The organism is Nocardia sp. NPDC052316 (genome assembly GCF_044547795.1).
Taxonomy (GTDB): domain Bacteria; phylum Actinomycetota; class Actinomycetes; order Mycobacteriales; family Mycobacteriaceae; genus Nocardia.
Genome location: NZ_JBIUBB010000005.1, coordinates 190,532 through 216,120, shown reverse-complemented (window position 1 = coordinate 216,120; position 25,589 = coordinate 190,532). Strand labels below are relative to the sequence as shown.

25 protein-coding genes are annotated in these 25,589 nt (G+C 68.7%); 14 read left to right on the top strand and 11 right to left on the bottom strand.

The annotated features are described in order from the left end of the window. The first annotated feature begins 1 nt into the window (after nucleotide 1). The 5 genes from ACIHA7_RS24610 (at nucleotide 2) to ACIHA7_RS24590 (ending at nucleotide 2,951) form a co-directional block, all read left to right on the top strand. Nucleotides 2–727, top strand: a complete 726-nt coding sequence (locus tag ACIHA7_RS24610; protein ID WP_397293324.1) for an amino acid ABC transporter ATP-binding protein — start codon at nucleotides 2–4, stop codon at nucleotides 725–727. A 90-nt stretch (nucleotides 728–817) separates the two neighbouring features. Next, nucleotides 818–1,114 (top strand): hypothetical protein, encoded by a 297-nt coding sequence (locus ACIHA7_RS24605; protein WP_397293323.1) that lies wholly within the window; start codon nucleotides 818–820, stop codon nucleotides 1,112–1,114. Nucleotides 1,115–1,302: 188 nt separating this feature from the next. Continuing rightward, nucleotides 1,303–2,142, top strand: coding sequence for an alpha/beta fold hydrolase (locus ACIHA7_RS24600; protein ID WP_397293322.1), 840 nt, complete (start codon nucleotides 1,303–1,305; stop codon nucleotides 2,140–2,142). A gap of 76 nt (nucleotides 2,143–2,218) precedes the next feature. Next, nucleotides 2,219–2,623, top strand: coding sequence for a nitroreductase family deazaflavin-dependent oxidoreductase (locus tag ACIHA7_RS24595; protein ID WP_397293321.1), 405 nt, complete (start codon nucleotides 2,219–2,221; stop codon nucleotides 2,621–2,623). A gap of 40 nt (nucleotides 2,624–2,663) precedes the next feature. Then, nucleotides 2,664–2,951, top strand: coding sequence for a type II toxin-antitoxin system Phd/YefM family antitoxin (locus tag ACIHA7_RS24590; protein ID WP_397293320.1), 288 nt, complete (start codon nucleotides 2,664–2,666; stop codon nucleotides 2,949–2,951). Between the two features lie 55 nt (nucleotides 2,952–3,006). Here the strand turns inward: ACIHA7_RS24590 and ACIHA7_RS24585 are convergent, their stop codons facing one another. The 4 genes from ACIHA7_RS24585 to ACIHA7_RS24570 are packed head-to-tail and all read right to left on the bottom strand — an operon-like array spanning nucleotide 3,007 to nucleotide 8,165. Continuing rightward, a complete protein-coding gene (locus tag ACIHA7_RS24585) occupies nucleotides 3,007–4,269 on the bottom strand; it encodes a CHAT domain-containing protein (RefSeq protein ID WP_397293319.1) in 1,263 nt (420 codons plus the stop codon). Continuing rightward, nucleotides 4,266–5,786 carry a tetratricopeptide repeat protein gene (locus ACIHA7_RS24580; RefSeq protein WP_397293318.1) on the bottom strand — a complete coding sequence of 507 codons (1,521 nt, stop codon included), beginning with the start codon at nucleotides 5,784–5,786 and terminating at the stop codon, nucleotides 4,266–4,268. The genes ACIHA7_RS24585 and ACIHA7_RS24580 overlap by 4 nt, the downstream gene beginning before the upstream one ends. 1 nt (nucleotide 5,787) lies before the next feature. Continuing rightward, nucleotides 5,788–6,810 carry a hypothetical protein gene (locus ACIHA7_RS24575; RefSeq protein WP_397293317.1) on the bottom strand — a complete coding sequence of 341 codons (1,023 nt, stop codon included), beginning with the start codon at nucleotides 6,808–6,810 and terminating at the stop codon, nucleotides 5,788–5,790. Beyond that, nucleotides 6,810–8,165, bottom strand: a complete 1,356-nt coding sequence (locus ACIHA7_RS24570) for a hypothetical protein (RefSeq protein WP_397293839.1) — start codon at nucleotides 8,163–8,165, stop codon at nucleotides 6,810–6,812. Before ACIHA7_RS24570 ends, ACIHA7_RS24575 begins: the two co-directional genes overlap by 1 nt. Before the next feature lie 144 nt (nucleotides 8,166–8,309). Between ACIHA7_RS24570 and ACIHA7_RS24565 the strand changes: the two genes are divergently transcribed. The 3 genes from ACIHA7_RS24565 to ACIHA7_RS24555 all read left to right on the top strand — a co-directional run bounded on the left by ACIHA7_RS24565 (nucleotide 8,310) and on the right by ACIHA7_RS24555 (nucleotide 11,991). Beyond that, complete coding sequence (locus tag ACIHA7_RS24565) at nucleotides 8,310–8,858, top strand: lipoprotein LpqH (RefSeq protein ID WP_397293316.1); 549 nt, start codon at nucleotides 8,310–8,312, stop codon at nucleotides 8,856–8,858. Nucleotides 8,859–8,968: 110 nt separating this feature from the next. Further along, a complete protein-coding gene (locus tag ACIHA7_RS24560; RefSeq protein WP_397293838.1) occupies nucleotides 8,969–9,772 on the top strand; it encodes a hypothetical protein in 804 nt (267 codons plus the stop codon). 152 nt (nucleotides 9,773–9,924) lie between these two features. Further along, nucleotides 9,925–11,991, top strand: coding sequence for a PhoX family protein (locus ACIHA7_RS24555; RefSeq protein WP_397293315.1), 2,067 nt, complete (start codon nucleotides 9,925–9,927; stop codon nucleotides 11,989–11,991). Between the two features lie 73 nt (nucleotides 11,992–12,064). On the opposite strand, the gene ACIHA7_RS24550 is transcribed toward ACIHA7_RS24555, so the two are convergent. Both ACIHA7_RS24550 and ACIHA7_RS24545 read right to left on the bottom strand, forming a co-directional pair. Continuing rightward, nucleotides 12,065–12,799 carry a glycoside hydrolase family 25 protein gene (locus ACIHA7_RS24550; protein ID WP_397293314.1) on the bottom strand — a complete coding sequence of 245 codons (735 nt, stop codon included), beginning with the start codon at nucleotides 12,797–12,799 and terminating at the stop codon, nucleotides 12,065–12,067. Nucleotides 12,800–12,913: 114 nt separating this feature from the next. After that, nucleotides 12,914–14,251 (bottom strand): MGH1-like glycoside hydrolase domain-containing protein, encoded by a 1,338-nt coding sequence (locus tag ACIHA7_RS24545; protein ID WP_397293313.1) that lies wholly within the window; start codon nucleotides 14,249–14,251, stop codon nucleotides 12,914–12,916. A 196-nt stretch (nucleotides 14,252–14,447) separates the two neighbouring features. Between ACIHA7_RS24545 and ACIHA7_RS24540 the strand changes: the two genes are divergently transcribed. Beyond that, nucleotides 14,448–15,149, top strand: coding sequence for an SDR family oxidoreductase (locus tag ACIHA7_RS24540; protein WP_397293312.1), 702 nt, complete (start codon nucleotides 14,448–14,450; stop codon nucleotides 15,147–15,149). A gap of 73 nt (nucleotides 15,150–15,222) precedes the next feature. Here the strand turns inward: ACIHA7_RS24540 and leuS are convergent, their stop codons facing one another. Then, nucleotides 15,223–18,069: a leucine--tRNA ligase gene (gene leuS / locus ACIHA7_RS24535; RefSeq protein WP_397293311.1), complete on the bottom strand. Its 2,847-nt coding sequence runs from the start codon at nucleotides 18,067–18,069 to the stop codon at nucleotides 15,223–15,225. A gap of 352 nt (nucleotides 18,070–18,421) precedes the next feature. Here leuS and ACIHA7_RS24530 point away from each other — a divergent pair, with 352 nt between their 5' ends. Continuing rightward, nucleotides 18,422–18,829, top strand: coding sequence for an SdpI family protein (locus ACIHA7_RS24530; protein WP_397293310.1), 408 nt, complete (start codon nucleotides 18,422–18,424; stop codon nucleotides 18,827–18,829). An 18-nt stretch (nucleotides 18,830–18,847) separates the two neighbouring features. Here ACIHA7_RS24530 and ACIHA7_RS24525 read toward each other — a convergent pair whose 3' ends face one another. Beyond that, a complete protein-coding gene (locus ACIHA7_RS24525) occupies nucleotides 18,848–19,225 on the bottom strand; it encodes a cupin domain-containing protein (RefSeq protein WP_397293309.1) in 378 nt (125 codons plus the stop codon). A gap of 157 nt (nucleotides 19,226–19,382) precedes the next feature. Between ACIHA7_RS24525 and ACIHA7_RS24520 the strand changes: the two genes are divergently transcribed. The 3 genes from ACIHA7_RS24520 to ACIHA7_RS24510 are packed head-to-tail and all read left to right on the top strand — an operon-like array spanning nucleotide 19,383 to nucleotide 21,517. Next, nucleotides 19,383–20,279: a TIGR04222 domain-containing membrane protein gene (locus ACIHA7_RS24520; RefSeq protein ID WP_397293308.1), complete on the top strand. Its 897-nt coding sequence runs from the start codon at nucleotides 19,383–19,385 to the stop codon at nucleotides 20,277–20,279. A gap of 24 nt (nucleotides 20,280–20,303) precedes the next feature. Then, entirely contained in the window at nucleotides 20,304–21,176 is an 873-nt protein-coding gene (locus ACIHA7_RS24515) for a DUF692 domain-containing protein (protein WP_397293307.1), read from the top strand. Further along, nucleotides 21,173–21,517, top strand: a complete 345-nt coding sequence (locus tag ACIHA7_RS24510) for a hypothetical protein (RefSeq protein ID WP_397293306.1) — start codon at nucleotides 21,173–21,175, stop codon at nucleotides 21,515–21,517. Before ACIHA7_RS24515 ends, ACIHA7_RS24510 begins: the two co-directional genes overlap by 4 nt. Before the next feature lie 54 nt (nucleotides 21,518–21,571). On the opposite strand, the gene ACIHA7_RS24505 is transcribed toward ACIHA7_RS24510, so the two are convergent. Continuing rightward, nucleotides 21,572–22,366, bottom strand: coding sequence for an MBL fold metallo-hydrolase (locus ACIHA7_RS24505; protein ID WP_397293305.1), 795 nt, complete (start codon nucleotides 22,364–22,366; stop codon nucleotides 21,572–21,574). A gap of 142 nt (nucleotides 22,367–22,508) precedes the next feature. Between ACIHA7_RS24505 and ACIHA7_RS24500 the strand changes: the two genes are divergently transcribed. Continuing rightward, nucleotides 22,509–23,501: a bile acid:sodium symporter family protein gene (locus ACIHA7_RS24500; RefSeq protein WP_397293304.1), complete on the top strand. Its 993-nt coding sequence runs from the start codon at nucleotides 22,509–22,511 to the stop codon at nucleotides 23,499–23,501. Nucleotides 23,502–23,509: 8 nt separating this feature from the next. Here ACIHA7_RS24500 and ACIHA7_RS24495 read toward each other — a convergent pair whose 3' ends face one another. Further along, the gene (locus ACIHA7_RS24495) at nucleotides 23,510–24,547 is read right to left on the bottom strand and encodes an aminotransferase class I/II-fold pyridoxal phosphate-dependent enzyme (RefSeq protein WP_397293303.1); all 1,038 of its coding nucleotides are present in this window, start codon (nucleotides 24,545–24,547) and stop codon (nucleotides 23,510–23,512) included. After that, nucleotides 24,544–25,587, bottom strand: a complete 1,044-nt coding sequence (locus ACIHA7_RS24490) for a 3-oxoacyl-ACP synthase III family protein (RefSeq protein WP_397293302.1) — start codon at nucleotides 25,585–25,587, stop codon at nucleotides 24,544–24,546. Before ACIHA7_RS24490 ends, ACIHA7_RS24495 begins: the two co-directional genes overlap by 4 nt. Between the last annotated feature and the right edge of the window lie 2 nt (nucleotides 25,588–25,589).

Here is a 25,589-nt window from a genome sequence, read left to right as displayed (position 1 = left end):
GATGAGTGCTTCCCTCACCGGCACCGGACTGCACCTGACCCTCGGGCACAATCACGTGCTGCGCGGCATCGACATCCACGTCGACGCGGGCAAGACCACCACCGTCATCGGCCCGTCCGGCTCCGGCAAGTCGACGCTGCTTCGCGTGCTGAACCGGCTGTACGAGCCGGACCGGGGCGACGTGCTGCTCGACGGTAAGTCCGTGCTCACCGAGGACCCGGACAAGCTGCGCCAGCGCATCGGCATGGTGTTCCAGCATTTCAATCTGTTTCCGCACAAGAGCGTGGCCGACAATGTCGCGCTCGGCCCGCGCAAGCTGCGCGGACTGTCCAAGGACGAGGCGCGCGCGGTCGCGGTGGAGCAGCTGGAGATCGTCGGGCTGTCCGACAAGCTCGACACCCGGCCCGCGAATTTGTCCGGCGGCCAGCAGCAGCGGGTCGCCATCGCCCGCGCGCTGGCCATGAAGCCGGAGGTCATGTTCTTCGACGAGGCCACCTCGGCGCTGGACCCCGAGCTGGTCAAGGGCGTGCTCGCGCTCATGGCCGATCTCGCCTCGGGCGGCATGTCGATGATCGTGGTCACCCACGAGATGGGCTTCGCCAGGACGGTGTCCGACAGTGTCGTCTTCATGGACGAAGGGCAGGTCGTGGAGACCGGCACGCCGGACGCGCTGTTCGACAACGCCGAGACGCCGCGTCTGCAGCGGTTCCTTTCTCAGGTGCTGTAGCGCACCCCTGGCTAACTGCACTGATGCGCATCTGCTAATGTGTCTTCGCTCACATATCCATCTGTCCATGTTCGGAAAGAGGGAGATCTGATGACGACGGCACATATGCAGCACACCGAGCACGACCACGCGCACGGCCCCGATTGCGGGCACGCCGTGATCGAGCACGGCGACCACGTCGACTACGCGCACGACGGCCACCTGCACCGCGAACACGACGGCCACTACGACGAGTGCGAACCGCAGGGCCACACCGAGCACGCCGACCACACGCATCAGCACGGCGACGGTTGCGGCCACGACACCGTGCAGCACGGCGACCATGTCGACTACATCCACGACGGCCACCGCCACGCCGCACACGACGGGCACTACGACGAACACTGATCTCACCCCGCCCCTCCGCGTATTCAGGCCAGGCCTATGCGCGGTGGGCGGAGTGTTGGCGGCCGGGGGAGTGGGTGGACTGGTCAGCCCGTGCCCAGTGAGTTACCCATGTGCTCGCGAGATCAGTTGGCCCGCCCTGTGGGCGGATAGCCGATCACGGAAAAATCCAAGGGCTCTAGAGTCGACGCGTGATCGAGGCCATAGAGATCGCCACTGCTGCGGGAACGTTCGACGCGCTGTCGAGCGGGGCAGCCGGTGGGCGGGAAGTCATGCTGCTGCACGGTTTTCCGGAGGCGGCCATCGAGTGGGAATTCCAGCTCCATGCGCTCGGTGGCGGTGGGTGCCATGTGGTGGCGCCTGATCAGCGGGGATACTCGCCGGGTGTGCGGCCGGACACGGTGGCCGACTATCGACTCGAGGAATTGGTCGGCGATGTCATCGCGATCGCCGACCAATTGGGTTGGCGGCGCTTCGATCTGGTCGGGCACGACTGGGGGGCTTATGTCGGGTGGGCGGCAGCGGCGGATATCCCGGAACGGATCCGTAGTTTCACCGCGGTGTCGCTGCCGCATCCCGCCGCCTTCCTGCGGGCAATGACCGAGGACGAGGATCAAGCGCAACGGTCGCAATACTTTTCGCTGCTCCGGAAACCGCGGGTGGCCGAGCGGGCGCTCCTCATGGACGACGGGGCGGGTCTGCGCAAGATCTTCGAATGGAAGATTCCCGAGGAACGGATCGACGACTATGTACACCGGCTCGCGCAGCCGGAAGCGCTGACGGCGGCGCTGAATTGGTATCGCGCAATGCATCTGTCCGGCCCGACCGGCCCGGTAGCGGTGCCCACGCTCTACGTCTGGAGCACCGACGACAGCACCGTCGGCTCCACCGCGGCCCTGGCCACCGAGAAGTACGTGACCGGCCCGTATCGCTTCGAAATGCTCGAGGAAGTGTCGCACTGGATCCCTGAGCAGGCTCCCGAGGAATTGACCCGCCTGATCATGCAGCACCTCCTCGCGCACCGCACCTGACGCCAGGGTGTCGCATTTTCCGGACACGCCATTCGTTCGGGTGATCTGTGTACTACAAACCACCGGAGGCGAACCCATGGACTTCAAGGAAATCAACCGAGCAACCATCGCCCAATTCCGGGCGGGTGGCGAGATCGAGGGTATGCAGCGCGACAAACTCTTGCTGCTCACCACCACCGGCCGGGCCACCGGCCGGGCCCACACCACCCCGATGATGTTTCATGACGTCGGCGACCGCCTGCTCGTCATCGCCTCGAACCTGGGCGCCCCCGAACACCCGGACTGGTACCGGAATTTGGTGGCCGAACCGGCGGTGACGGTCGAAATCGGCGACGAAACCTACCCTGCTATCGCCGCCCCGTTCGAGGGCGAGGAATACGACCGCGTCTGGACCATGCTGAAGCAGGCCTACCCGTTTTTCGCCGAGCACGAAACCAAGACCGACCGCACAATTCCGGTCATCGCGCTAACAAGACGGTGACCCGCCGATCCAAAAGGGCGCGCGGCTCCGAATGCGGAGCATGCCCAACACGAACACACGCAATCTGCACGAGCTGTCCGCCGACATCGCCGCCGTCGTCCGCGACGTGGTGGCCACCGGGGAGGACGCGGTAATCACCGACAACGGAACCGAAGTCGCGGTCATCATGTCGATGGCCGACTACGATCGCCTGCACCTGTACGCCGAGCTGGCGGACGCGGCCCGGCCCGGCTACGCGGGCGCGACCGAGTTCCGGGCCATGTCCATCTCGGAGATGCTCGACGTCCTCGGTGTGCATCCGACGGTCGACCGCGGGCTCCGTGGCTGACTCAGGCGCCCAGCGTCATTCGCGTGCCCCGCGCCGTTCATGTGTCCTGCGCCGTTCATGTGCACAGCGTCGCGAACGCCGACCACAGCAGCGGCGAGTGCTCGATGGTGCGCTCGGTGCGCCAGGCCTGCAGTCGCTCGCGCTGCCAGTGCGCGAGCGCGGTCACCGGGTCCGGTTGTTCGTGCGCCGCGTCGATGGCGCAGATCGCGTCCTGCAGCGGGTGGGCGTGCGCGGGCGCGCCCGCGATGCGGTGGAAGGCGAGATCGGTGGGCAGCGGCCAGCGACTGGCCGTCACCAGCTCGGCGCCGTTGTTGATCATGGCCGCGGTCAGCCCGAGCGCCTCGGTGAAGCGCATGTCCCCGCCGCTCTCGCAGGCGATCAGCGCCACCCGGCTTGGAATGGGCCAAAGCTCGCGGCCGTCAGTGGGTTCCGCGAGGAGGGTGTGGGTGCCGAGCAGGAAGTCCTTGGCGGACAACGGTCGGTGAGTGCGGTTCGGCACGGCGAAGCCGAGAGTGTCGGCGGTGCACGGCAGATGGAGTTCGGCGTCCTCGCTCTGCCCGGACTCCGGCGGCGCGGCGGTGACGTGGCCGACGTAGATCAGTCGGCTCGCGCCGCCGCGTAGGGCCTTGCTCAGCCAGCTGCGGTCGATATCGGTCCGGCGGAAGACCTCCGTCGGGTCGACTACCGCGGGCAGTAAGCGGTCCTGTACGGCGTACTCGGCGAACCGCTCGGCCAGTGGGGCTTGCGCCGCCATGCGACCGAGCACCGAGCCGAGCGTCGAGTCGGCCCGGAAGCCGGGAATGCGCGGGTCCAGCAGCGCGACGACGGGTGCGTGCTGGGTCTCGGTCCACCTGCGGGCCGTGCGTTGCGGCGCGTGCACGAGGCCAGCCGGCGCCAGCAGGCTCACATCGGCGATGTCGATCAACCGGACCTCCGGGCCGGGGGCGATCAGCTCCCACGGCACCTGCGCCACCCGCGGCGACGGTTGCAGGCGAATGTGCGGACGGATCCCGCGCTGATACAGCTCGTACAGCTGGGCGGCCAGCCCCTGCGGCAGCAATGCTCGGGAAAGTGCCTGGGCGACAAGGTACTCGGTGTCGTGGGCGGCGAACGCTCCGGTGGTCATCGAGCGTTCGAGACCGCCCGGCTCGGCGGGGTGCGGCAGGGCATCGGCCAGTCGTCGCACGGCGTGCAGCACCGGCTCGCCCGGCAGCATGGCGGCCCCACGCGGCGCGCTGTCCCCGGCCCAGCGCCAGGACATGTACACATCGCCCGCGTCCGCCATGCGCACGATGACGGTCGGCTGGTCCGGCGTCATACCGTCAGCACCCGGCTGTCGCGGATCACCCGGCCGTAGCGTTGCTCGGCGGCGGCGATGTAGGGGGCCAATGCGATCCGGCCCTCCGCGGCCAGCGCGAGTCGGGGCGGCGGTGACACCGGCAGGCCCGCGCTCGCCGCGACTTCGGCCAGCGCGGCACCCAGTTGCAGCGCGGTCGTACCGGCTGGTCCGGCGGGATCGACCGGGGGATCGAGCGGTTCGAGCGGCAGCCGGGCGGCGCGACCGCCCTCGGATCTATCGATATTCAGCGTGGTACCCGCGCATTGTGTCTCGATCAGGTCGGCAAGGAGCAGCCCGTTGCCCGAGAGATAGGCGAAGCGGAAGGCCAAGCGCATGGCCGGGTCCGCGATCTGGCGGTGCCACTGGTCGCGCTGGTTGCCGTTGGGGAGGGTGTAGCGCACCGCATCGATGGCCAGCGCGGCGGGAACGGCGAGGTCGACCGCCTGGGCGAGCAGCTCTGGTGCGGGCGCATCCGCAGCGGCGACGGCCCCTTCGAGCAGCGTTGCATGCCAGAAATCCAGCTGGGCGCAGTGCAGGCCGAGGCCGCGCTCGGCATAAGCGTCGAACGCCTCGGCCAGCAACGCCTCGCACTCGGCGAACCTGCCGGTTTTGAATGCCACGGTGGACAGCCGCATGCGCAGGTCGGCGGCGTCGAGCACCGCGCCGGACTCGACGAAGTAGGCCAGGCTGCGGCGGTACAGCTGCTGCGCCTGGTCGAGGTCGTCGCGGCCCTCGGCGAGGAAAGCCAAGGTCTTGAGCCCGATTCCGGCGCGGTAGCCGAGACCGGCCTGCTCGAAATATCGCTGGCTGGCGCGCAGCGGCGCGTCCGCCTCATCGAAGCGTTCGACGCGGACGAGCATGGTGGCGAGGTTCTGCTGGGTCTCGGCGACGGCATTGCGGTCACCGGCCGCCTCGAACGCGGCGAGGGCCTGCTGGGCGAAGTCGACGGCCAGGTCACGGCGGCCGGTCTCGAAATACGTTGCGGCCAGGTTCATCAGCGGATGCCCCGCCAGGTGCGGCGCGAAACGCCATGCCGCGTCCAGGGATTCGGTGGCCAGTTCGGCGGCGGCGGCCCAGTGCTGGCGGTGCAGGGCGACGGCGGTCAAGGACAGCAGGCAGGAGACGCGCAGTACGCCCTGGTCAGTGGTGTCGGCGAGCAATTCGCGCGCCTGCTCCAACGCCGCCTGGGCTTCGTCGAGTTCGCCGAGGTGCTGCAACGCCTGCGACATGTTGACCAAGGCGGTCGGTCGCAACCGTGGCGCGTCCGCGGGCATCGCGGCGAGCGCTTCGCGGTACAGGCGCAGCGATCTGGCGTGGTCACCGAGCTCGTCCGCCATGCTCGCCGCGTTGACGATGGCGCCGAGGCGGACGTCGCCGGTGGTGGTCCGCGCGGCGCCCTCGAAGATGCGCAGGGCCGCGGCGGTGTCACCGCGGGTGTAGGCGTCAGCGCCCGCGACGAGGAGTTCGCGGCCGTCGTCAGGTGTTTCTTCGGTCATGTCAGAAATCCGAATCCGATTCGGCGGCAGCGATCTCCGCCAGGAGGGGCGGATCGGCGGAATTGCCGGCGGGGTCGGTCGCTCGACTCAGTCGCGACAGGGCGAGCTCACGCACGCGGCGGCGCATTTCTGGGCTGCCCGGCTCCGGGCCGCCGACACCTGGCACGTAGACCTGCACGGTCACCGTGGATTCCGCGCCTTCCGGTGCGGGCACCTCGGCAACCCACACGTCGCCGGCGAGTGACAGTGTCGCCACCGCCGTGCCCGAGGACGTGCGCACCAGCGCGTGCGGATGCAGATGCGACGGCACCTCGCCGCGCGCCGCGGCGACCACCCGCACCAGGACCGTCGTGCTGCCCGCCGCCCGCACCACCTCCCACGACACGGCTCGCTCCGAAGCGTCGAGCAGTCCGGGGGGACAGCGGTGCCAGTCCCATCCGCCGCTGCCTCTGGCCAGTACCAACGCACCGTTCGGCACAGCGGTCGCCGGACCTGCCGCGAGCGCGTAGTCCGCGGCCCGGCCGCGGGTATCGGCCACTTCGGCGGTGTGCTGTTCGGCCGCTTCGATGAACTCGTCCGCGCCGTCGACGATCAGCTCGCAGGCCTGCGACAGCGTCGCTATGTCATCGCGCAGTAGTCGCTCGTCCAGCGGTGCGATGCCGTCGATGATCGAGGCGGGCCACCACCGCGCCGCCCAGTGCGCGTACCCGAGGCGCCACGCATCGGTCACCAACTGCGGTATCTCCGGCGCGGCAGCCATCTCGCCGGATTCCCCGGCGTCGACCGCCAGCGCGACCCGCGCACCGAAGACCGCCCAGAGCCACTCTTGCGCGAGCCGCACATCATCGAGCACCGCGGCCGGAAGTGTCTGCCCGGCAAGCAGACTCCAGCTCAGGTGCCCGCCCGCGGCCTCGAGCACCAGCACGTCGATGCCCGCCGCCTCGTCGAGGACGGTCGGCGCGCCCGCAGGCCCGATGATCCACAGGCCGTCGGCGGCTTGCCGAACCCGCACCGTGCCGGTCATCAGCTCGCCCTCGCTTCCGTCGAATCCGCTTCGGCCGCAACGGCGCTCAAGGCCTGCTTGACCCGAGTCCGATGGTCGAGGACGACCGAACGAGCCACGCCGTCGAGCAGATCCCACAGCTCGTCCGGGTCGTACACCGCGAACTCGCGCACATCGCGCCCGTGCAGGCGAACCCACAGTCGCCGCAGATACGGACGCCACGGTGTGCACAACTCGGCGGCGATCGCCGCGAGCGGACCGGTCGGCGGCGACTCGGTGCCGACCCGCACCACCAGCCGTCGCGCCTGCAGCACGTAGGCCTCACGCTGCCAGCGGCCGTTGACGACCCGGTGCGCCGTGGTCTCCGTCGCATCCGGCCCTGCCACCTGGACACTGCCGACGTCCGAACGCCGACCACGAGCGGTGGGCCCGATCGGCGCGAGCCCGTTCGCCAGCGCGACCCCGGTCGTCGCGGCCACCCGCAGCGTCTCGTCCAACAGCGCCCACGGCGCGCAACTCCTGGCGATCTCGGCGGCCACCAACTCCGGAACGGTCGGCAGTTCAGCGCGTTCGGTGGAAGCTTGCAGTGCCGTGAATACCCGCTCGTAGACAGTGCGATCGAACGGCAGTCCGAGCGTGGCGGTCGAGGCGGACGCACCGACCGCGGGGGCCTGCGGCACGACATGCACGGTCAGGCCCAACTCGGCCGCCGAGTAGCCGGATTCGTTGCGCCACAGCCGTATTCCGGAATGCGTTCCCGCATGCCCGGCGATCAGCCGATCCCATGCCGCCTGCCCGTTGTCTCGCTGCTGCCCGAGCCGCGCCGCGGCACACGCGTCGAGTAGCGCCGTGCACGCCGCGGTGTGGTCACCGCCGGCCGGGCCCGCAACCGGCCGTCGGCGCCAAGCGACCTCGATCAGCCCCGCCAGCTCCGGAGTCCGTTCGGCGACATACTCTTTCAACGCCTGGGTGGTGCGGCCCGCCGCGTACTCGTGCACGTCGCGCAGGGCCGCTTCGGCTACCGCCCTGTCCCGCACCGCATCCGGCAGGCCGCGGGTCGTCGCCAGCTCGAAACAGCGCTGAAAGTACAGATCCTGCGGGTTGCCCTCGGTGATCCGCAATGCCCGCCGCACCTGCTTGAGCACCGTGAACCAGGCTGCCGTCGCGTGCAGCACGTCCGAGGCGGCGTGCACCCTGGCGGCGAGCAGCACCGCGCCGTCGGCCGTCACGATGGGTCCGGCGCACGCGGGATGCTGCACCGGCCGGATCACCAGCGGATCGAGGATCAGTTTCACCGTGCGGCGCAACGGCCCGCCGTGCGGACCGCTGAGCGGTTCGACGCCGTCGAGCTTGCGCCACACCTCATCGAGCACCATGGCGCGCGGTCGTCGCATTCGACCAGGTTAACGGACTTATGTCCGATTCGACCCCGGCAAACCTGGGATCGGTAGGCCGCGAACCGTTCCTACCTTTCTCGTATCGGCCCAGACGCCAAGGGCCGAACGAACTCAGGAGAAACCATGAACACCAAGTCCGTCACCGCAGCCCTCGTCGCCGCCGCCGCCGCTGCCGCCCTCTTCGTCACCGGTTGCAGCGACAACGCGAGCAGCACCCCGGCCAAGTCCTCGGCCGCCCCCGCCCCGCAGGCGACCTCCGCCCCGCAGGCCGCCCCCGCGCCGTCGGGCAAGTCCGCCGCCTCGGTCGACGGCAAGGCGTTCGACGCGACGTTCACCACCACCTGCGCCAAGCAGGGCGGCACCCTGGCCCTCGCGTTGACCGACGCCGCCAACGCCGCCTACGGCAACCTCTCGGTCAGCGCCACCATCACCGGCACCGACACCGTGCAGGCGGTGGGTATCGCGGGCAGCAAGGGCGGCGACGCGGGCCAGCCGTACGCGATCGGCTACGGCAACGGAATGCCGGGCGGCTCGGCCAAGCTCAGCAAGGACGGCAACACCTACAAGGTGACCGGTGAGGGCGTCAGCGCCGACCTGGCCAACCCGCTGGCCGGCCCGAAGACGTCGAAGTTCGACATCACCTTCGCCTGCTCGACCGTCGTCGGCGGCTGATTCACCGCGCTTGTGAGCGCGAAGGTCCCAGTTCGCAACCGTCCCCGGCCCGCTCGAGTTCTGCTCGAGCGGGCCGACATCGGCACCATCTTTTCGAATCATCGAGGAACATCATGAAAAACATCCGCTGGATCACCGTCGCACTGGCCGCACTGGCCGTCGGCTACTACCTCCTGCACGGCCTCACCTACACCAGTTCGTCGGCCTACGAGCCGGCCGGCCTCGGCTGGCTCGGCTGGCAGCTGGTGCTGCCGATCCTCGCGCTGACCCTGGTCCCCATGGTCTTCGCGTTCACCGGTGACGGCATCATGGCGGCCTTCACCGGTCGCAACAGCGCCGAGTTCCGCGACGGCCTGGTCGGGCTCGGCACCATCACCTCCTTCGCGCAGACCGGAGTGAGCGTCAACGACCAACCGCAGGTGCGTATCCAGTTCAGCGTCGAGGGCATCGACGGAAAGACCTTCCCCGCCACGGCGAAAATGATTGTGCCGCTGACGGAATTGGCGCTGCTGCAACCCGGCGTGGTGCTGCCGATACGCTACCTGCCCGGCCGGACCGACAAGGTCGAGGTGGATATGTCCGGCGACGCGTCCATGGCGCAGCAGGCGATGAACGAGTCGATGATCCGCAAGGGCATCACCACCCGGCACAAGCTCGACATCGCCGAGCGTGGCATCGCCACCCAGGCGGTGGTGCAGTCGCTGGCGGTCACCGGCGAGATCCGGGACGGGCACTCGAAGATCGCGCTCGGACTGGTCGTCACCCGGCCGGACGGGTCGAGCTTCGCCACCAGGGTGGAGAAGTTCCTGGCACCGAGCAGTGTCGGGCAGGTGCAGGTGGGCCGCATCCTGCGGGTGCACTACCTGCCGGAGAACGAGCAAGAGGTTGTCATCGCCCTTGCGGTGAATGCTTAGCCTCGACCGAATGCCGCGCTGCTTCGAGATTCTCGAACAGCGCGGCATTCGTGTGTGCGGAGTGGTTGCCAGCACAACTGAGGGTTCCCTAATTGGTCAGCTGTTCACCTTTACGTCGTTTCCGGATTGTCCGGGTCGTTTACGGTTCGGCCGTGAGCCTGATCCCCCTCGCCCTCTTCGTGAAGCACGACGGGCAATCCGCACGAGCAGCGGTGACCTGCGAATACAAATGCGCGAACGCCTGTTTCCACGAGGTGCCCAACACCTCGGGTGGTGCGTACTTCGGCGATATCGTCAGTTCGCTGAATCGGCGCGGACTGATCAAGGGTGGCGCGGCGGCCGTGCTCGCGGTCGGCGCGGGCAGTGTGCTCGCTGCTTGCGGGGATGATGTCGATAAGGCGGGCTCCGCGTCGCCGTCACCGAGTGGTCCGCCAGGCACGGGTACCGAGTTCGCCGCCGTCGCGCCGAACAAAGAGGACGCCATCGTGATCCCGGACGGCTACGACCAGTCCGTCGTGATCCGCTGGGGCGACCCGATCTTCGCCGACGCGCCCGCCTTCGACTTCGACAAGCAGTCGGCCGCCGCGCAGGCCAAGCAGTTCGGTTACAACAACGACTTCGCCGCGCTGCTGCCGATCGAGGGGCAGCCCCATGCCTTCCTGCTCGTGGTCAACCACGAATACACCACGGGCCCGCACATGTTCCGCGGCTACGACAAGGAAGCGCCGACCGACGAGCAGATCGCGATCACCCAGGCGGCGCACGGCCTGAGCGTCGTCGAGGTGCGCGGCGAGCCGGGCACAGGCAAGCTGGTCCCCGCCTTCGGCAAGTACAACCGCAGGATCACCGCGACCACCGAGTTCCAGCTCACCGGTCCTGCCGCGGGCAGCGACCTGGTCAAGACCGCCGCGGATCCGACCGGCACCAAGGTGCTCGGCACCATCGCCAACTGCGCGGGCGGCGTAACCCCCTGGGGCACCGTGCTTTCCGGTGAGGAGAACTTCAACGGCTACTTCGCCAACGGCGACAAGGCCAGCGAAGCCACCGCAGCGGCCCGGCTCAAGCGATACGGCTTCACCGCGGGCAAGACGCCCAACGGCTGGGAGCGCACCGACAAGCGCTTCGATCTCGCGCAGGAACCCAACGAGGCCAACCGATTCGGCTATGTCGTCGAGATCGACCCGTGGGACCCCACCTCGACGCCGATCAAGCACACCGCGATGGGCAGGCTCAAGCACGAGGGCGCCAGCATCTACGTCACCAAGAGCGGTGAGGTCGTCTCCTACACCGGTGACGACGAAAAGTTCGACTACATGTACAAATTCGTGTCCACGCGCAAGGTGCAGTCGGGCGGCGGTGCGTCGAGCATGCGGCACAACCTGACCATCCTGGACGCGGGCACGCTGTACGTGGCCAAGCTGACCGGCGACCACGCCGACAAGATCGACGGCACCGGCGCCAAGCCATCGGACCAGGGCTTCACCGGTACCGGCCAGTGGATTCCGCTGCTGGAGACCGGCGCGGACGGCAAGGGTAAGTCGCTGGTCGACGGCATGAGCGCGGCGGAGGTCGCGGTGTTCACCCGGCTGGCCGCGGACAAGGTCGGCGCCACCAAGATGGACCGCCCGGAGGACTTCGAGGCCAACCCGTACACCGGCAAGGTGTATGTGGCGCTGACCAACAATGACAACCGCGGCAAGGACGGCAAGCAGGGCCCGGACGAGGCGAACCCGCGCAACCTGAACAAGAACGGCCAGGTCCTCGAGCTCGACGACGACCACACGGGCACGACGTTCACCTGGTCGCTGCTGCTGGTCTGCGGCGATCCGAACGCCGCCGACACCTACTTCGCCGGCTTCGACAAGTCCAAGGTGAGCCCGATCTCCTGCCCCGACAATCTGGCCTTCGATCCCTACGGCAACCTGTGGATCTCCACCGACGGCAATGCCCTCAAGTCCAACGACGGCCTGTTCTCGGTGGTGCTCGACGGCCCGAATCGTGGTGCGACCAAACAGTTCCTGACCGTGCCGCGCGGCGCCGAGACGTGTGGCCCGGTGGTCACCGAGTCGCGCGTCCTGGTGTGTGTGCAGCACCCCGGTGAGGCCGACGACGCGACGCCGGAGAACCCGTTGTCGCACTGGCCCGATGGTGGCACCGCGCAGCCGCGCGCCTCGGTCGCGGTCGTCTGGAAGAAGAACGGCGGCCGGATCGGCGCGTAACGTCGCGCCCTTCCCCACGAAGCCGCCACTGAACCTACCTGCGGGAGTGGCGGTTTCGTGGTCTCGGCGGTCGCTACATGTTGGCGAAGCGCGCGAAATCGCCTTGCGCGCCGCTGTATACGTTCAAGTCGGTGCGGCCGGTGATGCCGTCGATGCCGCCGCTGTCGGTGGTCTGCCAGAACGTCCAGGTCGGCCAGCCACCCGGCACCTCGGGTGCTTCGTTGCCGCGATAGTCGGCGATCCACAGCGGGTACCGGGTGAACTCGTCGGTGTCGGCCATCGCCGTGCGCCAGAAGTTCGGATACGTGTAGACGATCGGGGTCCGTCCGGTCAGCGCCTGCACCGTGTTCAGGTAGCGGCGGGTCCAGTCGATCAGCGCGGCGGGTGCCAGCCCACCGGTGGTCTCCAGATCGAGGACCGGCGGCAGATCCAGTGCGCCGTTCTGGCCGAGCACCACCGTGGCGTAGAGCGCGGCCTGCGGTTCCGGCGGCAGGTTCGGCCTGGCGTAGTGGTAGGTCCCGCGCGCGACGCCCGCGGCCCGCATCAGCAGGCTGTCCGGCACGAAGTAGGGATTGATATAGCTCATACCCTCGGTGGCCTTGACCATGGCGAAGTCGTGCCCGGCGCGTTTCACCGCGAACCAGTCGATCAGCCTGCCGTCGATGTGCTGCCAGGACGAGACGTCCGGACCGGTCGGCGCGGCCGCCGCGGTCCCGGACAAGGTAGCCGTGAGGATGCCGGATAGCGCGATGAGGGACAGGGCCGTGCCGCGACGACGGATGGCCGAGCTCCAACGAGGGGTGTCCATGGCGTTCGACGATAGCTATTTGATCTACTTGTGACCAGTGTTACGGAAGGGGTAGTTGCGCAACGTTTACTTGAACAGCTCGCCGACCGCCCGCAAACTCCCGGTTTCCCGTACTCAGCCGAGCCAGTCGAGCACCGAAGCCGCCGTCCACGACTGCTGCATGCTGCCGAGCGGCTCCCCGGTGAACGGCTCGTAGTACTCGGCGAAGCTGCCGTCGCTGGCTTGGCGCAGACCCTCGGCGCGCAGCATGAACGAGCGCTCGGCCCAGCCGCGCCGGGCGAACACCCAGGAGAACAGCCAGCTCATCACCGGCCACACCGGGCCACGCCAGTACTCACGCGAACGGAAGTCGCGCGACACCGGCGAGGTCGACGGCGGCAGCGCGTAGCGCAGATCCGGATGCCCGCAGAACCGCGGCCCCTCGAACGTGCGCAGCAGGGCGCGTTCGGTGTCGCGCGGCAGCCCGCCGCACAGCAGCGGAGCGAACATCGACAGCGTCTCGGTGCCGATCCAGCGCTGCAACCGCACGTCGAAGTCCCTTGCCGCGCCGGTGCGGGCATCGGTGGTCGCGACAACGCCAGCCCGGAAGCGGTCGGCCCACGCGGACAACTCGCGCACGTCGGCGTGCGGCTGCTTGTACTCCTCGCCGATATCGGCGAGCACCTCGCAGGCCAGCGCGAAGATGCCGGTGACGAACACATCCTCGACCGCGAAGCTCATCGTCGAGGACAGCTGGTAATCGTCGTACCCCGCCCGGCGCATCTGCTCGACCAGCCACAGGTAGCGGTCGTATTCGCGGTCGCTCGGGCGCTGCGTCGGATCGGCGACCACCAGCACGTCCTCACGGTGGTACGGCGGCAGATCGCCGGGGACCACGTTGTCGTAGGCCCGGTCCCAGCGCGGCGAGTTGTCCATGCCGGATTCCCAGCCGTGATACAGCGTGATCCGGCCGGTGTCCTTGGGGTCACGGGCATGGGCCAGCCAGCGGTGCCAGCGCACCAGGTCCGGCCAGCGGCGGTTCAGGAACTCCTCGGCGACCGCACGGGTGCTGCGGCCGTGCCTGCGGGAATGGTCGAGGATGCGCTGCACCGCGATCGCGTGCACCGGCGGCTGGGTGATGCCCGAGGTGTCCGGGCCGTCGGGTGCGTTCGCGGCCAGCTTGCGGCACTCCCACCGGGACGGACCGGGGAAATAGCCGTCGACACCGTTGGCGAAGACGATGTGCGGGATCATGCCGTTGTGCCACTGCGCCGAGAGCAGCGTGTCCAGCTCGATGACCGCGCGTTCCACGCTCAGCGGCGCGAGCCCGACCGCGACGAAGGCGGCATCCCAGCTCCACATGTGCGGATACAGCCGCGGCGCCGCGCTGGTCATGGTGCCCAGGTCGTTACCGCGCAGCAGGTAGGCGGCGCGGGCCGCGAGCTGTGTCGGGGTGAAACCCGGGTGTGACATCCCCCTATTCTGCGGTGCCACCCGTAAGTACGCCCGTTCGGCGGTGTCCGACTCGGCCTGGTCCCACCCGTCGGCGGGCGGTTCGTGCTCGGCGGTTATCACCCTCGATTGCCCCGTCCGTAATTCGCTGCTCGAGATTCGGCTCTCGATGTATGCGTGCATCGCTCGGTTTTGCCGAGCCATTACGGTGGGGCGCATGACCTACGCCGTGACCAGCTCTCCGAAGCCGACCGCGCTGATCACCGGCGCCAGCCGTGGGCTCGGCGCCGCGATCGCCCGCGAGCTCGCGCCGTCGCACGAACTGCTGCTCGGCGCCAGGTCCGCCGACGCGCTGCGCGACATCCTGAAGGAGATCCCCGAGGCGACCGGCTGGCCGGTCGAGCTGACCGACTATGCGGCGGTGGCGTCGGCGGCCGCGCCGATCCGGCGGCTGGACGTGCTCGTGCACAACGCGGGCGTCCAGGATCTCGGCACGATCGCCGAGTCGACCGTGGATCAGTGGCGAAACACGTTGGAGGCCAACCTGATCGCGGTGGTCGAGCTGACCAGGGTGCTGCTGCCCGCGCTGCGGGCGGCGGACGGCCATGTGCTGCTGATCAATTCGGGCGCCGGGCTGCGCGCGAACGCGGGTTGGGCGTCCTATGCCGCGAGCAAGTTCGGGCTGCGCGCCTTCGCCGACGCGCTGCGGCTGGAGGAGCCGTCGCTGCGGGTGACCTCGATTCACCCCGGCCGCATCGACACCGACATGCAGCGCGAGATCATCGCGCACGAGGGCCGCGAGTACCGGCCGGAGCAGTTCCTGCGCGCCGAGACGGTCGCGGGTGCGGTGCGCAACGCGGTCGAGACATCGCGGGACGGGCACCCGACCGAGATCGTGCTGCGACCCGTGTCGAGCTAACGGAGTGCGCTGGGTGTCGAACGCTGGGTGTCGAAGACGGAACCTCGCCGGATGACGAGGTTCCGTCCGCTGCTTACGCGACGATGTTGATCAAGCGGCCGGGGACGACGATCAGCTTGCGCGGCGCCGCACCGTTCAACAGCGCGGCGATCTTCTCGTCGGCCAGCGCGGCCGCCTCGATGGCCGCGTTGTCCGCGTCCGCGGGCACTTGAATCCGGCTGCGCACCTTGCCGTTCACCTGAATCGGGTACTCGACCGACTCCTCGACGAGCAGCGCCGGATCGGCCACCGGGAACGGCCCGTGGGCCAGGGAGGTGGTGTGGCCCAGGCGATCCCACAGTTCCTCGGCGATGTGCGGTGACAGCGGCGCGAGCATCAGCACCAGCGACTCCACCACCGAGCGCGGTGCGCCATCGGGGTAGGTCTTGGTGAGGTGGTTGGTCAGCTCGATCAGCTTGGCGCCCGCGGTGTTGTCGCGCAGCGCGGCATAGTCCTCGTCGACCCCGGCGATCGTCTTGTGCAGCAGCCGCAAAGTCTCCGCCGACGGGGCGGTGTCGGCGACGCGCACCGCGCCGGTCTCCTCGTCCACCACCAGTCGCCACACCCGCTGCAGGAACCGGTGCGCGCCGACGACGTCCTTGGTCGCCCACGGTCGCGAGCTGTCCAGCGGACCCATCGACATCTCGTAGAAGCGGAAGGTGTCCGCGCCGTACAGGTCGTACATCTCGTCCGGCGAGACCGCGTTCTTCAGCGACTTGCCGATCTTGCCGTACTCCTGGAACACCTCGATCTCGGTGCCGGTGGCATCGGTCCAGTAGAACTTGCCGTCCCGCTCGACGATCTCGGCGGCGGGCACGTACGCGCCGCGCTCGTCGGTGTAAGCGTAGGCCTGGATGTAGCCCTGGTTGAACAGCTTCCGGTACGGCTCGCTGCCGCTGACGTCACCCAGATCGAACAGCACCTTCTGCCAGAACCGCGCGTACAGCAGATGCAGCACCGCGTGCTCCATGCCGCCGATGTAGAGGTCGACGCCGCCAGGGTCGTCCTGGCCGTGCTCGGCCGGGCGCGGGCCGAGCCAGTACTGCTCGTTCTCCTTGGCACAGAACGCCTCGGCGTTGGTCGGATCGGCGTAGCGCAGCTGATACCAGGAGCTGCCCGCCCAGTTCGGCATGACGTTGGTGTCGCGGCGGTACTTCTTGAGCCCGTCGCCGAGGTCCAGCTCGACGTTGACCCAGTCGGTGGCCTTGGCCAGCGGCGGGGACGGCTGGGAGTCGGCGTCGTTCGGGTCGAAGGTGACCGGCGCGAAATCGTCGAGCTCCGGAAGCTGCACCGGCAGCATCGATTCCGGCAACGCGTGCGGCCGGTCGTCCTCGTCGAAGACGATCGGGAACGGCTCGCCCCAGTAGCGCTGCCGCGCGAACAGCCAGTCGCGCAGCTTGTACTGGATGGTGCCGTTGCCGTGACCCTCGGTCTCCAGCCTGGCGATGATGGTCGCCTTGGCGTCCTCGACGGACAGGCCGTCGAGGTAGCCGGAGTTCACCAGCTCGCCGTCGCCGGAGTAGGCGGCCTCGGTGACATCGCCGCCGGTGATCACCTGCACGATCGGCAGGCCGAGCGCGGTGGCGAACTCCCAGTCGCGCTGGTCGTGACCGGGCACGGCCATGATCGCGCCGGTGCCGTAGCCGCTCAGCACGTAGTCGGCGACGAAGACGGGAACGGCCGCGCCGTTGGCCGGGTTGGTGGCGTGGACGCCGAGGAAGACGCCGGTCTTCTCCTTGTTCTCCTGCCGTTCCAGATCCGACTTGGCGGCGATCGACTTGCGGTAGGCCGCAACGGCTTCCGCGGGACTTGCGGCGTTGCCGTTGGTCCACCGCGGATCGGTGCCCGCGGGCCAGTCCGCCGCGGTCAGCTTGTCGACCAGCTCGTGTTCGGGCGCCAGCACGACGTAGGTCGCGCCGAACAGGGTGTCGGGGCGGGTGGTGAAGACCTCGATCTGCTCGCCCGCCACGTCGAACTTCACCTGCGCGCCGCGCGAACGCCCGATCCAGTTGCGCTGCATGGCTTTCACCTGATCCGACCAGTCCAGGTGGTCCAGGTCGTCGATCAGCCGGTCGGCGTAGGCGGTGATCCGCATCATCCACTGCCACAAACGCTTACGGAACACCGGGAAGTTGCCGCGCTCGCTGCGCCCGTCGGCGGTGACCTCCTCGTTGGACAGCACCGTGCCCAGGCCGGGGCACCAGTTGACCATCGAATCGGTCAGGTACACCAGGCGATAGGAGTCGAGCAGCGCGCCGCGCTCGGCGGTGCTCAGCTCGGCCCAGGACTTCCCGTCCGGGACCGGCCGTGCGCCGCTGGCGAACTGGTCGGCCAGCTCGGCGATCGGGCACGCCCGGTTCAGCTCCTGGTCGTACCAGGAGTTGTAGATGCGCAGGAAGATCCACTGGGTCCAGCGGTAGTACTCCGGATCGGTCGTCGCGAACGAGCGCCTGCTGTCGTGGCCGAGACCGAGCCTGCCGAGCTGGCGCTGCATGTTGGCGATATTCGACTCGGTGGTCACCCGCGGGTGCGCGCCGGTCTGCACCGCGTACTGCTCGGCGGGCAGGCCGAAGGCGTCGAAGCCGAGGGCGTGCAGCACATTGCGCCCGTGCATCCGGTGGTAGCGCGCGAAGACGTCGGTGGCGATGTAGCCGAGTGGATGCCCGACGTGCAGGCCCGCACCCGAGGGGTACGGGAACATGTCCTGGATGAACAGCTTGTCGGCCGGGGTGTCACCCGCGAGTGGGCCGACCGGGTTCGGCGCGTGGAAGGTGCCACGCTCCGCCCAAGTCCGCTGCCACCGCTGTTCGATGCGGCCGGCAAGCTCGGCGTTGTACCGATGCTCGGGTACATCGCTATCGGTTGCACGAGTGTCCTGCACGGTCCTGCCTTCTTGTGATCGCCGATCCCCGACAAACTTCGTCTATCAGGGTAGAACGTGCGGACCGCAGTACTGAAAATCGGGCTGTGCGGACTCCTTCGGCGCGTCCGCTTCCGCGCCGGGAACGAAGTTACCCGCCCGTCGGTATGCGACTGCGCCGCACCGCCTTCGCGTTACTCGCGAGTTGTCGTTCCCATCCGAGCGGACCCAACAATGCGTTTGGTTGCTACGTCGGCAACCTGCTGCGACGCAGTGTGGAAAGCGCTCGTCCGGGGTGGTGGACTATCGAGTGCTAGTCGGTTGCGGGGGAGCGCCCGGCGGGCCGATGGCACCGATGCGCTAGCCTGCATGGGTGTTCGTCGTCGCTCTCGTCTTGTTCGTGCTTGCCCTCGTGGCAGGCGCAACCGGCGCACTCGGGCTGATCGGCAAGCTGCCGCGCAACCGCTTCGTCGGAGTGCACACCGAGGCCGCGTTGTCCGACGACGAGACCTTCCGCATCGCGAATCGGGTCGCCGCCCCCACCTCGCTGGCGGCCGGGGCGCTGCTGTTCGCCGGTGGTCTCGTCGCGCTCGCCGCGAGCGGCCTGGTCGCGCTGCTCGTCGGCGTGGGCGCGGCCATCGTCGCCCTGTTCACCCTCGGCGCGGGCGCCAACGCCGCGGCCGCGACGGCCGCCGCCATCGCTCCGCCCGCCGAGGTCGGCGGCTGCGGCAGTGCCTGCGGCGCTTGTTCGCTGCGCGACGCCTGCCAGCCCGCGACCTGACCCGCTGGTCGGTACTCGCTAGTCGGCACAGTCCGGTGCGGGCACGCTGCGGGACAGCGGACTGCCGACCGGGTTGAGGTAGAGCACGCAGAGTTCGACGGCGACCGTTCCGCGATTGCGTGCGACGTGGGGATAGCGTGGGCCGCTCGGTTCGCGGAAGACCCGGCCGCGGCGATATGTCACCGGCGCGCAGTCCGCGCCGGGGTGATCGAGAACGCCCTTGGTGACCAGCACGAACAAGGTGCCGTCGTGATAGTGCCAGCCGCTGCTGCCGCCCGGCTCGATGATCGTCTGGCGCAGCACGAGCTCGCGCCTGCCGAGGGTGCGGCGGAACAACACGCGGCTCGCGGTGCCCCGTGCGGGTGCGGCGTTCACCTGATACTCGCGTCGCGTCACCACACCATCGAATCATCCCCAGCGATCCATCGGGCTTGCCGGAGCGCCGTCATGGCGACGGATGGACGAGTTACGTTTCGGGTCCAACCCTGTCGGCATCGTTACCGGCGGTCCATACTTGGGACGTTGCAGTACCGGCGTGATTTTCGGGGTAGAGATGACTGTGTTGGACCTGATGGCCGCGGGCGATACCTGGGGGATCTCCGGACCGGATTTCATGGCGTTGTACTGGCCGTGCGTGGCCATCGCGGTGCTGCTCGGAGTGTGGATGCGGCTGCGGGTGACCCACGGCGCCGTCGACACCCGCGGCATCGAGCGGCCGGGCACGGAGCTGTCGCTACCCGAGGTCGCCATGCTGTTCGATGACCGCAGGGCGGTGCTGACCGCGCTGGCCCGGCTGCGCAGCCACGACCTCATCGACTCCGCCGCGGCGCCCGCGCGGCCGTTGACCGCCGAGGACCGCAGGCACCTGGATCCGTTCACGCGGTCGATCTACGAGCGGATCGCCGCCGGGGCGAAGCCGACGGTGGCCGCGCTGACCGCGGGCTCGGCGGCGGCGCTCGGTCCGTTGCGCGACTCGATGATCAAGCGCGGTTACTTTCCCGACGCGGCGTTCCGGCGCAGCCTGTGGGACGCGGGGCTGCCGGTATTGATCGTCGGCGCGGTCGGCGTGGTGCGGTTGGTCGCAGGGGTGCTGAACGACAACCCGGTCGGGTACCTCGTGCTCGCCCTGGTGGTGCAGGCGTTCTGCTACTTCTTCTTGGTTGCCAAGCCACGGCTGACCCCGTTCGGCAGGCTGGCCCGCAAGAACGCCACCGGCAGCAACGCGCATCTGCGGCCGTCCAATTCGCCTGCCTACGCCACCTACGGCGCCGAGAGCGCCGCGCTTGCCGCGGCGATCTTCGGTGGCGCCGCGCTGATGTCGCTGGACCCCGGCCTCGCGAGCGCCGTCGAGCCACCGAGCTCGTCGAGCGGTGACGGCGGTAGCAGCGGCGGTGACGGCGGTGGCGGAGGCGGCGGCTGCGGGGGTGGTGGCGGCGGCTGTGGCGGCTGATCACGGCACGGGCCGGAGCCGCGGATGAGCGGACCCCTGCCCGACGGCGCCTTCGGGATCGGCTGGCGGCCGGAGATCTGTGGCGTGATGGGTGAGCTGGATGGACTCGGGTTCGCCGAGGTGATCGCGGAGTCGCTGCCGGTCCGTCGGCGGCTGCTCGGCAGCCAGGAGCTCACCATCCCCGCCGAACTGATGGAATTGCGCCTGGCCGGGACCGCGATTGTGCCGCACGGCATTTCGTTGTCGCTCGGTGGCGCCGAGCCGGTGCACGAGCGCCGCATCGAGCATCTCGCCGCGTGCGCCGAAGCGCTCGATGCGCCGCTGGTGAGTGAGCATATTGCCTTTGTGCGGGCGGGTGGTGTCGAAGCAGGCCATCTACTTCCGGTGCCCCGTTCCAGGGCGGCACTGGAAGTGTTGGCGCGCAACATTTCCCGCACCCAGGCGGTGCTCGACGTGCCGCTGGCGGTGGAGAACATCGCGGCACTGTTCGACTGGCCCGACGACGAGTACACCGAGTCGGAGTTCCTCGCCGAGCTGGTCGACCGGACCGGGGTATACCTGCTGCTCGACATCGCCAACGTTTACGCGAACGCCCGCAACCGTGCCCGCGATCCCGGCGCCGAATTACTGCGGCTGCCGACGGATCGCGTCGCCTACTGTCACGTGGCCGGCGGGCACGAATCCGACGGCCGCTACCACGACACGCACACCGATCCGATTCCTGCCGAAGTCCTCGCTCTGGTGGGTGCTTTCACCGACATTCATCCGGTGCCGTTGATGCTGGAACGCGACGGCAACTATCCGCCCGCCGCCGAGCTGCTCGACGAACTCGATGCGATCGCCGCGGCCGCGCACCGACCGGTGGTCACCGGACGCGCACGGATGGCGCGCACATGAATCGGCAGGCCGACACGGATCTCCTCGCCGAGCGGCAGGCGGCGCTGGTTCGGGCACTGGTGGCCGGGAGTCCGGTACCGGATGGTTTCGATTCCGCAGCCGTCGCCGCGGCGGCACGGGCGTTGCTGCGCAAGCGCGCAGGTGAGGTCGCGCGCCGTTTCCCGTTGCTGGCGCACGCCTGCGGTGCGGACTTCACCGCCCGCTTCGTCGCGTGGGCCGCGGACAAGCCCAAGACGTCGACCGCCTCGGACGCAACGGCTTTCGCCGCGTACGCGGGCATCGCGGTCAATGGCGTCCCCGCCGCTCGCGGCCGAAAGTTGTTGCGCCGCCGACGCCGATAGCCGGGGATCCACCGCGGCCAGGCATGCTCGCCGCCCCTTCGTCGCGCCGGCCTATCAGCTCCGGTTCGTCACCATCGCGCAGAGCTCGCGCGTTTCCCCCGGTGCCAGCACGGTGGTGTGCACGCCGAGATCGGCTGCGGCGGACTGAAACTCGGTCAGCGAGTCGTCGACCTCCACGTAGTACGGCGGACGGTCGAGGCCGAAGTGGATCGGGACAATGGTGCGCGCGCCGAGCAGATGTCCCGCCAGCACCGCCTGTTGCGGCGTGAGCACCGCGGGCAACGGACTGGCCGGCTGCAGGTGTGGAAAGTTCACCGCCGCGCCGTTTATCGGTAGGAACGCGACGTCGAACGGACCGCAGCGGCGGGCGATGAGCCACCACATGCCGTGGAAGAGCGTGTCGCCGCCGTGGAAGATCCGGTGCCCGCCCGCGCCGACGACCCAGTTCACCTGTGGATCGCCGAGTCCGTCGACGGCGGGTACCGCGGTCACCTCGAACGGGCCGATGGTGGTGGTCGTCCACTCTGCCATCACCCGGGTCGGCAGATCGTATGCGGCGAAGCCCTTTTCGGCCGCCGCGGTCCACGTGAGATCGTCGCCGGAGCCCACCATCGGCTCGGGACGCAGCACGATCGCGTCGGCCGCCAGGATGCGCCGCAGCCCGGATGGGTCGGCGTGGTCGAGGTGCAGGTGAGTCACCAGCGCGGCGTTCGCAGGTCGCGGAGTGGTCAATGTGCCGTCCGGCAGTGCGTCACGCAGCAGCTCGCTGTCTTGCACGGCGTCGATCACCAGTGTGCAGCCATCGAATTCGAGTTCCACACCTGCCCAGCCCAGTCGGCGGATCTTCATCGTCGTTCCTTCGTTCGTACCGCTTTCGGCAAGTGTACGGACGAACGTTCGTATTTTTCTAGTATGCGCAAACATCCCATGTTGTGACGAAATACGTACTTCTCGGTTCGATGCGAGCCCGGTCTCGGCGTTAGCGTGTGTTGTGCGATTCCTCAGCAAGTTCTATATCGACGGTTTCATCCTGTCGATCCTCGCTACGGTTGCCCTGGCCAGCGTTTTTCCCGCCCGGGGGACCGCTGCCGACGTAGTCGGCGTGCTGACGAAGATTGCCATCGCATTGCTCTTCCTGCTCTACGGCACTCGCCTCTCGCCGAAGGAGGCGTTGGCGGGGCTCACCCATTGGCGGCTGCACGTGGTCGTGCTGGCCAGCACCTTCGTCCTCTTCCCGCTGCTCGGGCTGGCGGCGCACCTGCTGGTGCCCGGCGTGCTGACCGACGATCTGTACACCGGGCTGCTGTTCCTGTGCCTGGTGCCGTCCACCGTGCAGTCCTCGATCGCGTTCACCTCGATCGCGAAGGGCAATGTGCCCGGCGCGATCGTGAGCGCGACGGCGTCGAACCTGTTGGGTGTCTTCGTCACCCCGCTGCTGGTCATCCTGTTGATGAACACCACGGGCCAGGCCAGCGTCGACTTCTCCTCGATCGGCGACATCGTGCTGCAGCTGCTGGTGCCCTTCTTCATCGGCCAGCTGATCCGGCCCAAGGTGCACCGCTGGCTCAGCCGGTACGCCGAGCCGACGAAGCTGGTGGACCGCGGCTCGATCCTGCTCGTCGTCTACAGCGCGTTCAGCGCGGGCATGGTGGAGGGCATCTGGCACATGCTCTCGCCGTGGCGGATCCTCGCGCTGGCGGGGGTGTGCTGCGTGCTGCTCGCGCTCGTCATCGCCGTCACAATGCTGATCGGCAAGGTCTTCGGCTTCGCGCGCGCGGACCGGATCGTGATCGTGTTCTGTGGCTCCAAAAAGAGCCTCGCCACCGGATTACCCATGGCTACGGTGCTTTTCGCGAGCCAGCCGGTCGGGCTGATCGTGCTGCCGCTGATGATGTTCCACCAGATCCAGCTGATCACCTGCGCCGCCTTGGCCCAACGCTGGGCCAAGCAGGCGGAGGAGCCCGACGCGGCAGTGGCCCACTGACGCGCGGGCTACTTGCGTAGCGTCTCGAGCGCCCGCAGCACGGCTTGTGCCGCTACCGGATCGCCGGTCGCGATGCGCGCGCTGCCATCCGGATACGCCTTGGCGGCGATGCCTGCCCGCCGCAGCGCGGTGGCCACGCCGGGCCCGGGCAGGTACAGGAAGTTCGCGTGACTGCGGGGCACCGCGATCCCGCAGCGCCGTAGCGCGTCACGCAGTGCGTCCCGCTCGGCGGTGATCCGCATGGTCCGCGCCGCGAGCTCGGGCTCGGCCGCGTAGGACGCGGAGACCGCCGCCACCGCCGCCGCGCTCATCCCGAACGGCAACTGCAGCTTGCGCACCCGGGCCACCAACTCGCGCCTGCCGAAGGCGTAGCCGATGCGCAGCCCGGCCAGGCCGTACGCTTTCGAGAAGGTGCGCAGCACAAGCAGATTGGGATGGCGGCGCAAGAGCATGAGCGGGTCGATGTACTCGGCCGCACCGAGGAACTCGACGTAGGCCTCGTCCAGGATCACCGGCACCCGCGCGGGCACCTCGCCCAAGAACGCCGTCAACTCGCGCGCCGAGGCCACCGTGCCCGTGGGATTGTGTGGCCGGCATACCGCCACCAGTCCGGTGCGTTTATCGATCGCCCTGGCCATCGCGGGTAGATCCTGATCGCCCGCCGAATCCAACGGCACCGCGATCGTCGCCAGTCCTGCCATCTCGGCCATGATCGGGTAGCCGTCGAATGTCGGTGTCGCATAGATCATCCCGGCACCGGGCGTGGTCAACGACTGCATGATCTGCAGCGCCACCCCGGTCGCACCAGAGCCGACCACAACCTGATCCGAATGCACACCCAGGTGTCGCGCGATCAACGTCGGTAGCTGTTGCGGTAGGAACTCCGGATACCGATTGGCCTGGGCCAGCGCACTGTTCACCGCACGCAGCACCGAGGGCAACGGCGGGAACGGGTTCTCGCTCAACGTCAGGTCGAACTCGGTCGCCGCCGAAGAGCTGCCGGGCCGCCGCGACGGCGTGGTCTCCGCGACGAGGTGCGGGCTCATCGCGCCGCGCCCCACCGGATGGCGGCGGCGCCCGCGAAGTCGCCCGCGTGCGCGAACGCCGACATCAGCACCACCGACCCGTTGCGCAGCCTGCCCGCCCGGTTCTCCATGTCCAGGGTCACCGGAATGCCCGCCGCGAACAGGTTTCCGCACTGGTCGAAAGTGTCCGGATGCCGTTCGGCGGGCAGCTCGAGCGCGTCGTGCCAGTTCCGCAGGAAGAGCCGGTTCGGTTGATTGGTGACGAACGTGTCGATGTCGCGACCCTTCACCCCGATCCGATCGCACACCGCCAGCGCCACTTCCGGCACCAGCCGGTTGCCGCGCGCGAACACCTTGGTGATCTTGGATTCGCTGAAGCTGACGCAGCCCTGGCCCTCGCCCGGCTCCCAGTACTTGCGGTCGCCGTTGGTGGAAAACTCCATGTCCCCGGCGAATTCGGGGTAGGTGCGGCACTCGATGTCGAGGATCGGCGCGCTGTCGTCCTTGACCAGCAGGCCCACCCCGCAGCCGTCGCCGGGCACGGGTGCCTGGGCGAGCTTGCGGATATCGGGTTGGGTGAACACCGGTCCCGCGCAGTTCTGTGTCGCCGCGATCAGCGCGGTACGGGCGCTGGTGGTCTGCAACACCATTCGGGCGATCGACATCATGTGCACGAAGGCGGCACAGCCGCCGTTGTGCACGTCGTAGACGAAGTAGGGGCGGGCGCCGAGCCGCCTGGCGACCTCGGGCCCGCACCCCATCACCGGGTTGGTCGGCAGCTGGGTGTGCGTGATCAGCACGTCGATCTCCGAGATGAACTGTGCGCCATGGCGTTCGATCAACGGCGCGACGGCGCGCTCGACCATGTCGACCGCCGTCTCGTCCCGGTCCACGTGGTGGCGGGCCTTGGGCGAGCGGAACATCACGTTCTTGGCCATCCGGTCCGAGCGGGAGAACTGCGTGAAGTACTCGGTGCCGACCGGTTCTCCCGGCAGGTAGCTGGCGACGTCGACCAGGCTGACCGCGGGCAGTCCCGGGGCATCCGGGTTGGTGGGGATCATGC

Excerpts from the sequence above, each read along its gene's own strand:
- ACIHA7_RS24610 (WP_397293324.1), top strand. The coding sequence starts at position 2 with ATGAGTGCTTCCCTCACCGGCACCGGACTGCACCTGACCCTCGGGCAC.
- ACIHA7_RS24605 (WP_397293323.1), top strand. The coding sequence starts at position 818 with ATGACGACGGCACATATGCAGCACACCGAGCACGACCACGCGCACGGC.
- ACIHA7_RS24595 (WP_397293321.1), top strand. The coding sequence starts at position 2,219 with ATGGACTTCAAGGAAATCAACCGAGCAACCATCGCCCAATTCCGGGCG.
- ACIHA7_RS24590 (WP_397293320.1), top strand. The coding sequence starts at position 2,664 with ATGCCCAACACGAACACACGCAATCTGCACGAGCTGTCCGCCGACATC.
- ACIHA7_RS24585 (WP_397293319.1), bottom strand. The coding sequence starts at position 4,269 with ATGACGCCGGACCAGCCGACCGTCATCGTGCGCATGGCGGACGCGGGC.
- ACIHA7_RS24580 (WP_397293318.1), bottom strand. The coding sequence starts at position 5,786 with ATGACCGAAGAAACACCTGACGACGGCCGCGAACTCCTCGTCGCGGGC.
- ACIHA7_RS24575 (WP_397293317.1), bottom strand. The coding sequence starts at position 6,810 with ATGACCGGCACGGTGCGGGTTCGGCAAGCCGCCGACGGCCTGTGGATC.
- ACIHA7_RS24570 (WP_397293839.1), bottom strand. The coding sequence starts at position 8,165 with ATGGTGCTCGATGAGGTGTGGCGCAAGCTCGACGGCGTCGAACCGCTC.
- ACIHA7_RS24565 (WP_397293316.1), top strand. The coding sequence starts at position 8,310 with ATGAACACCAAGTCCGTCACCGCAGCCCTCGTCGCCGCCGCCGCCGCT.
- ACIHA7_RS24550 (WP_397293314.1), bottom strand. The coding sequence starts at position 12,799 with ATGGACACCCCTCGTTGGAGCTCGGCCATCCGTCGTCGCGGCACGGCC.
- ACIHA7_RS24545 (WP_397293313.1), bottom strand. The coding sequence starts at position 14,251 with ATGTCACACCCGGGTTTCACCCCGACACAGCTCGCGGCCCGCGCCGCC.
- ACIHA7_RS24540 (WP_397293312.1), top strand. The coding sequence starts at position 14,448 with ATGACCTACGCCGTGACCAGCTCTCCGAAGCCGACCGCGCTGATCACC.
- ACIHA7_RS24520 (WP_397293308.1), top strand. The coding sequence starts at position 19,383 with ATGACTGTGTTGGACCTGATGGCCGCGGGCGATACCTGGGGGATCTCC.
- ACIHA7_RS24515 (WP_397293307.1), top strand. The coding sequence starts at position 20,304 with ATGAGCGGACCCCTGCCCGACGGCGCCTTCGGGATCGGCTGGCGGCCG.
- ACIHA7_RS24510 (WP_397293306.1), top strand. The coding sequence starts at position 21,173 with ATGAATCGGCAGGCCGACACGGATCTCCTCGCCGAGCGGCAGGCGGCG.
- ACIHA7_RS24505 (WP_397293305.1), bottom strand. The coding sequence starts at position 22,366 with ATGAAGATCCGCCGACTGGGCTGGGCAGGTGTGGAACTCGAATTCGAT.
- ACIHA7_RS24495 (WP_397293303.1), bottom strand. The coding sequence starts at position 24,547 with ATGAGCCCGCACCTCGTCGCGGAGACCACGCCGTCGCGGCGGCCCGGC.
- ACIHA7_RS24490 (WP_397293302.1), bottom strand. The coding sequence starts at position 25,587 with ATGATCCCCACCAACCCGGATGCCCCGGGACTGCCCGCGGTCAGCCTG.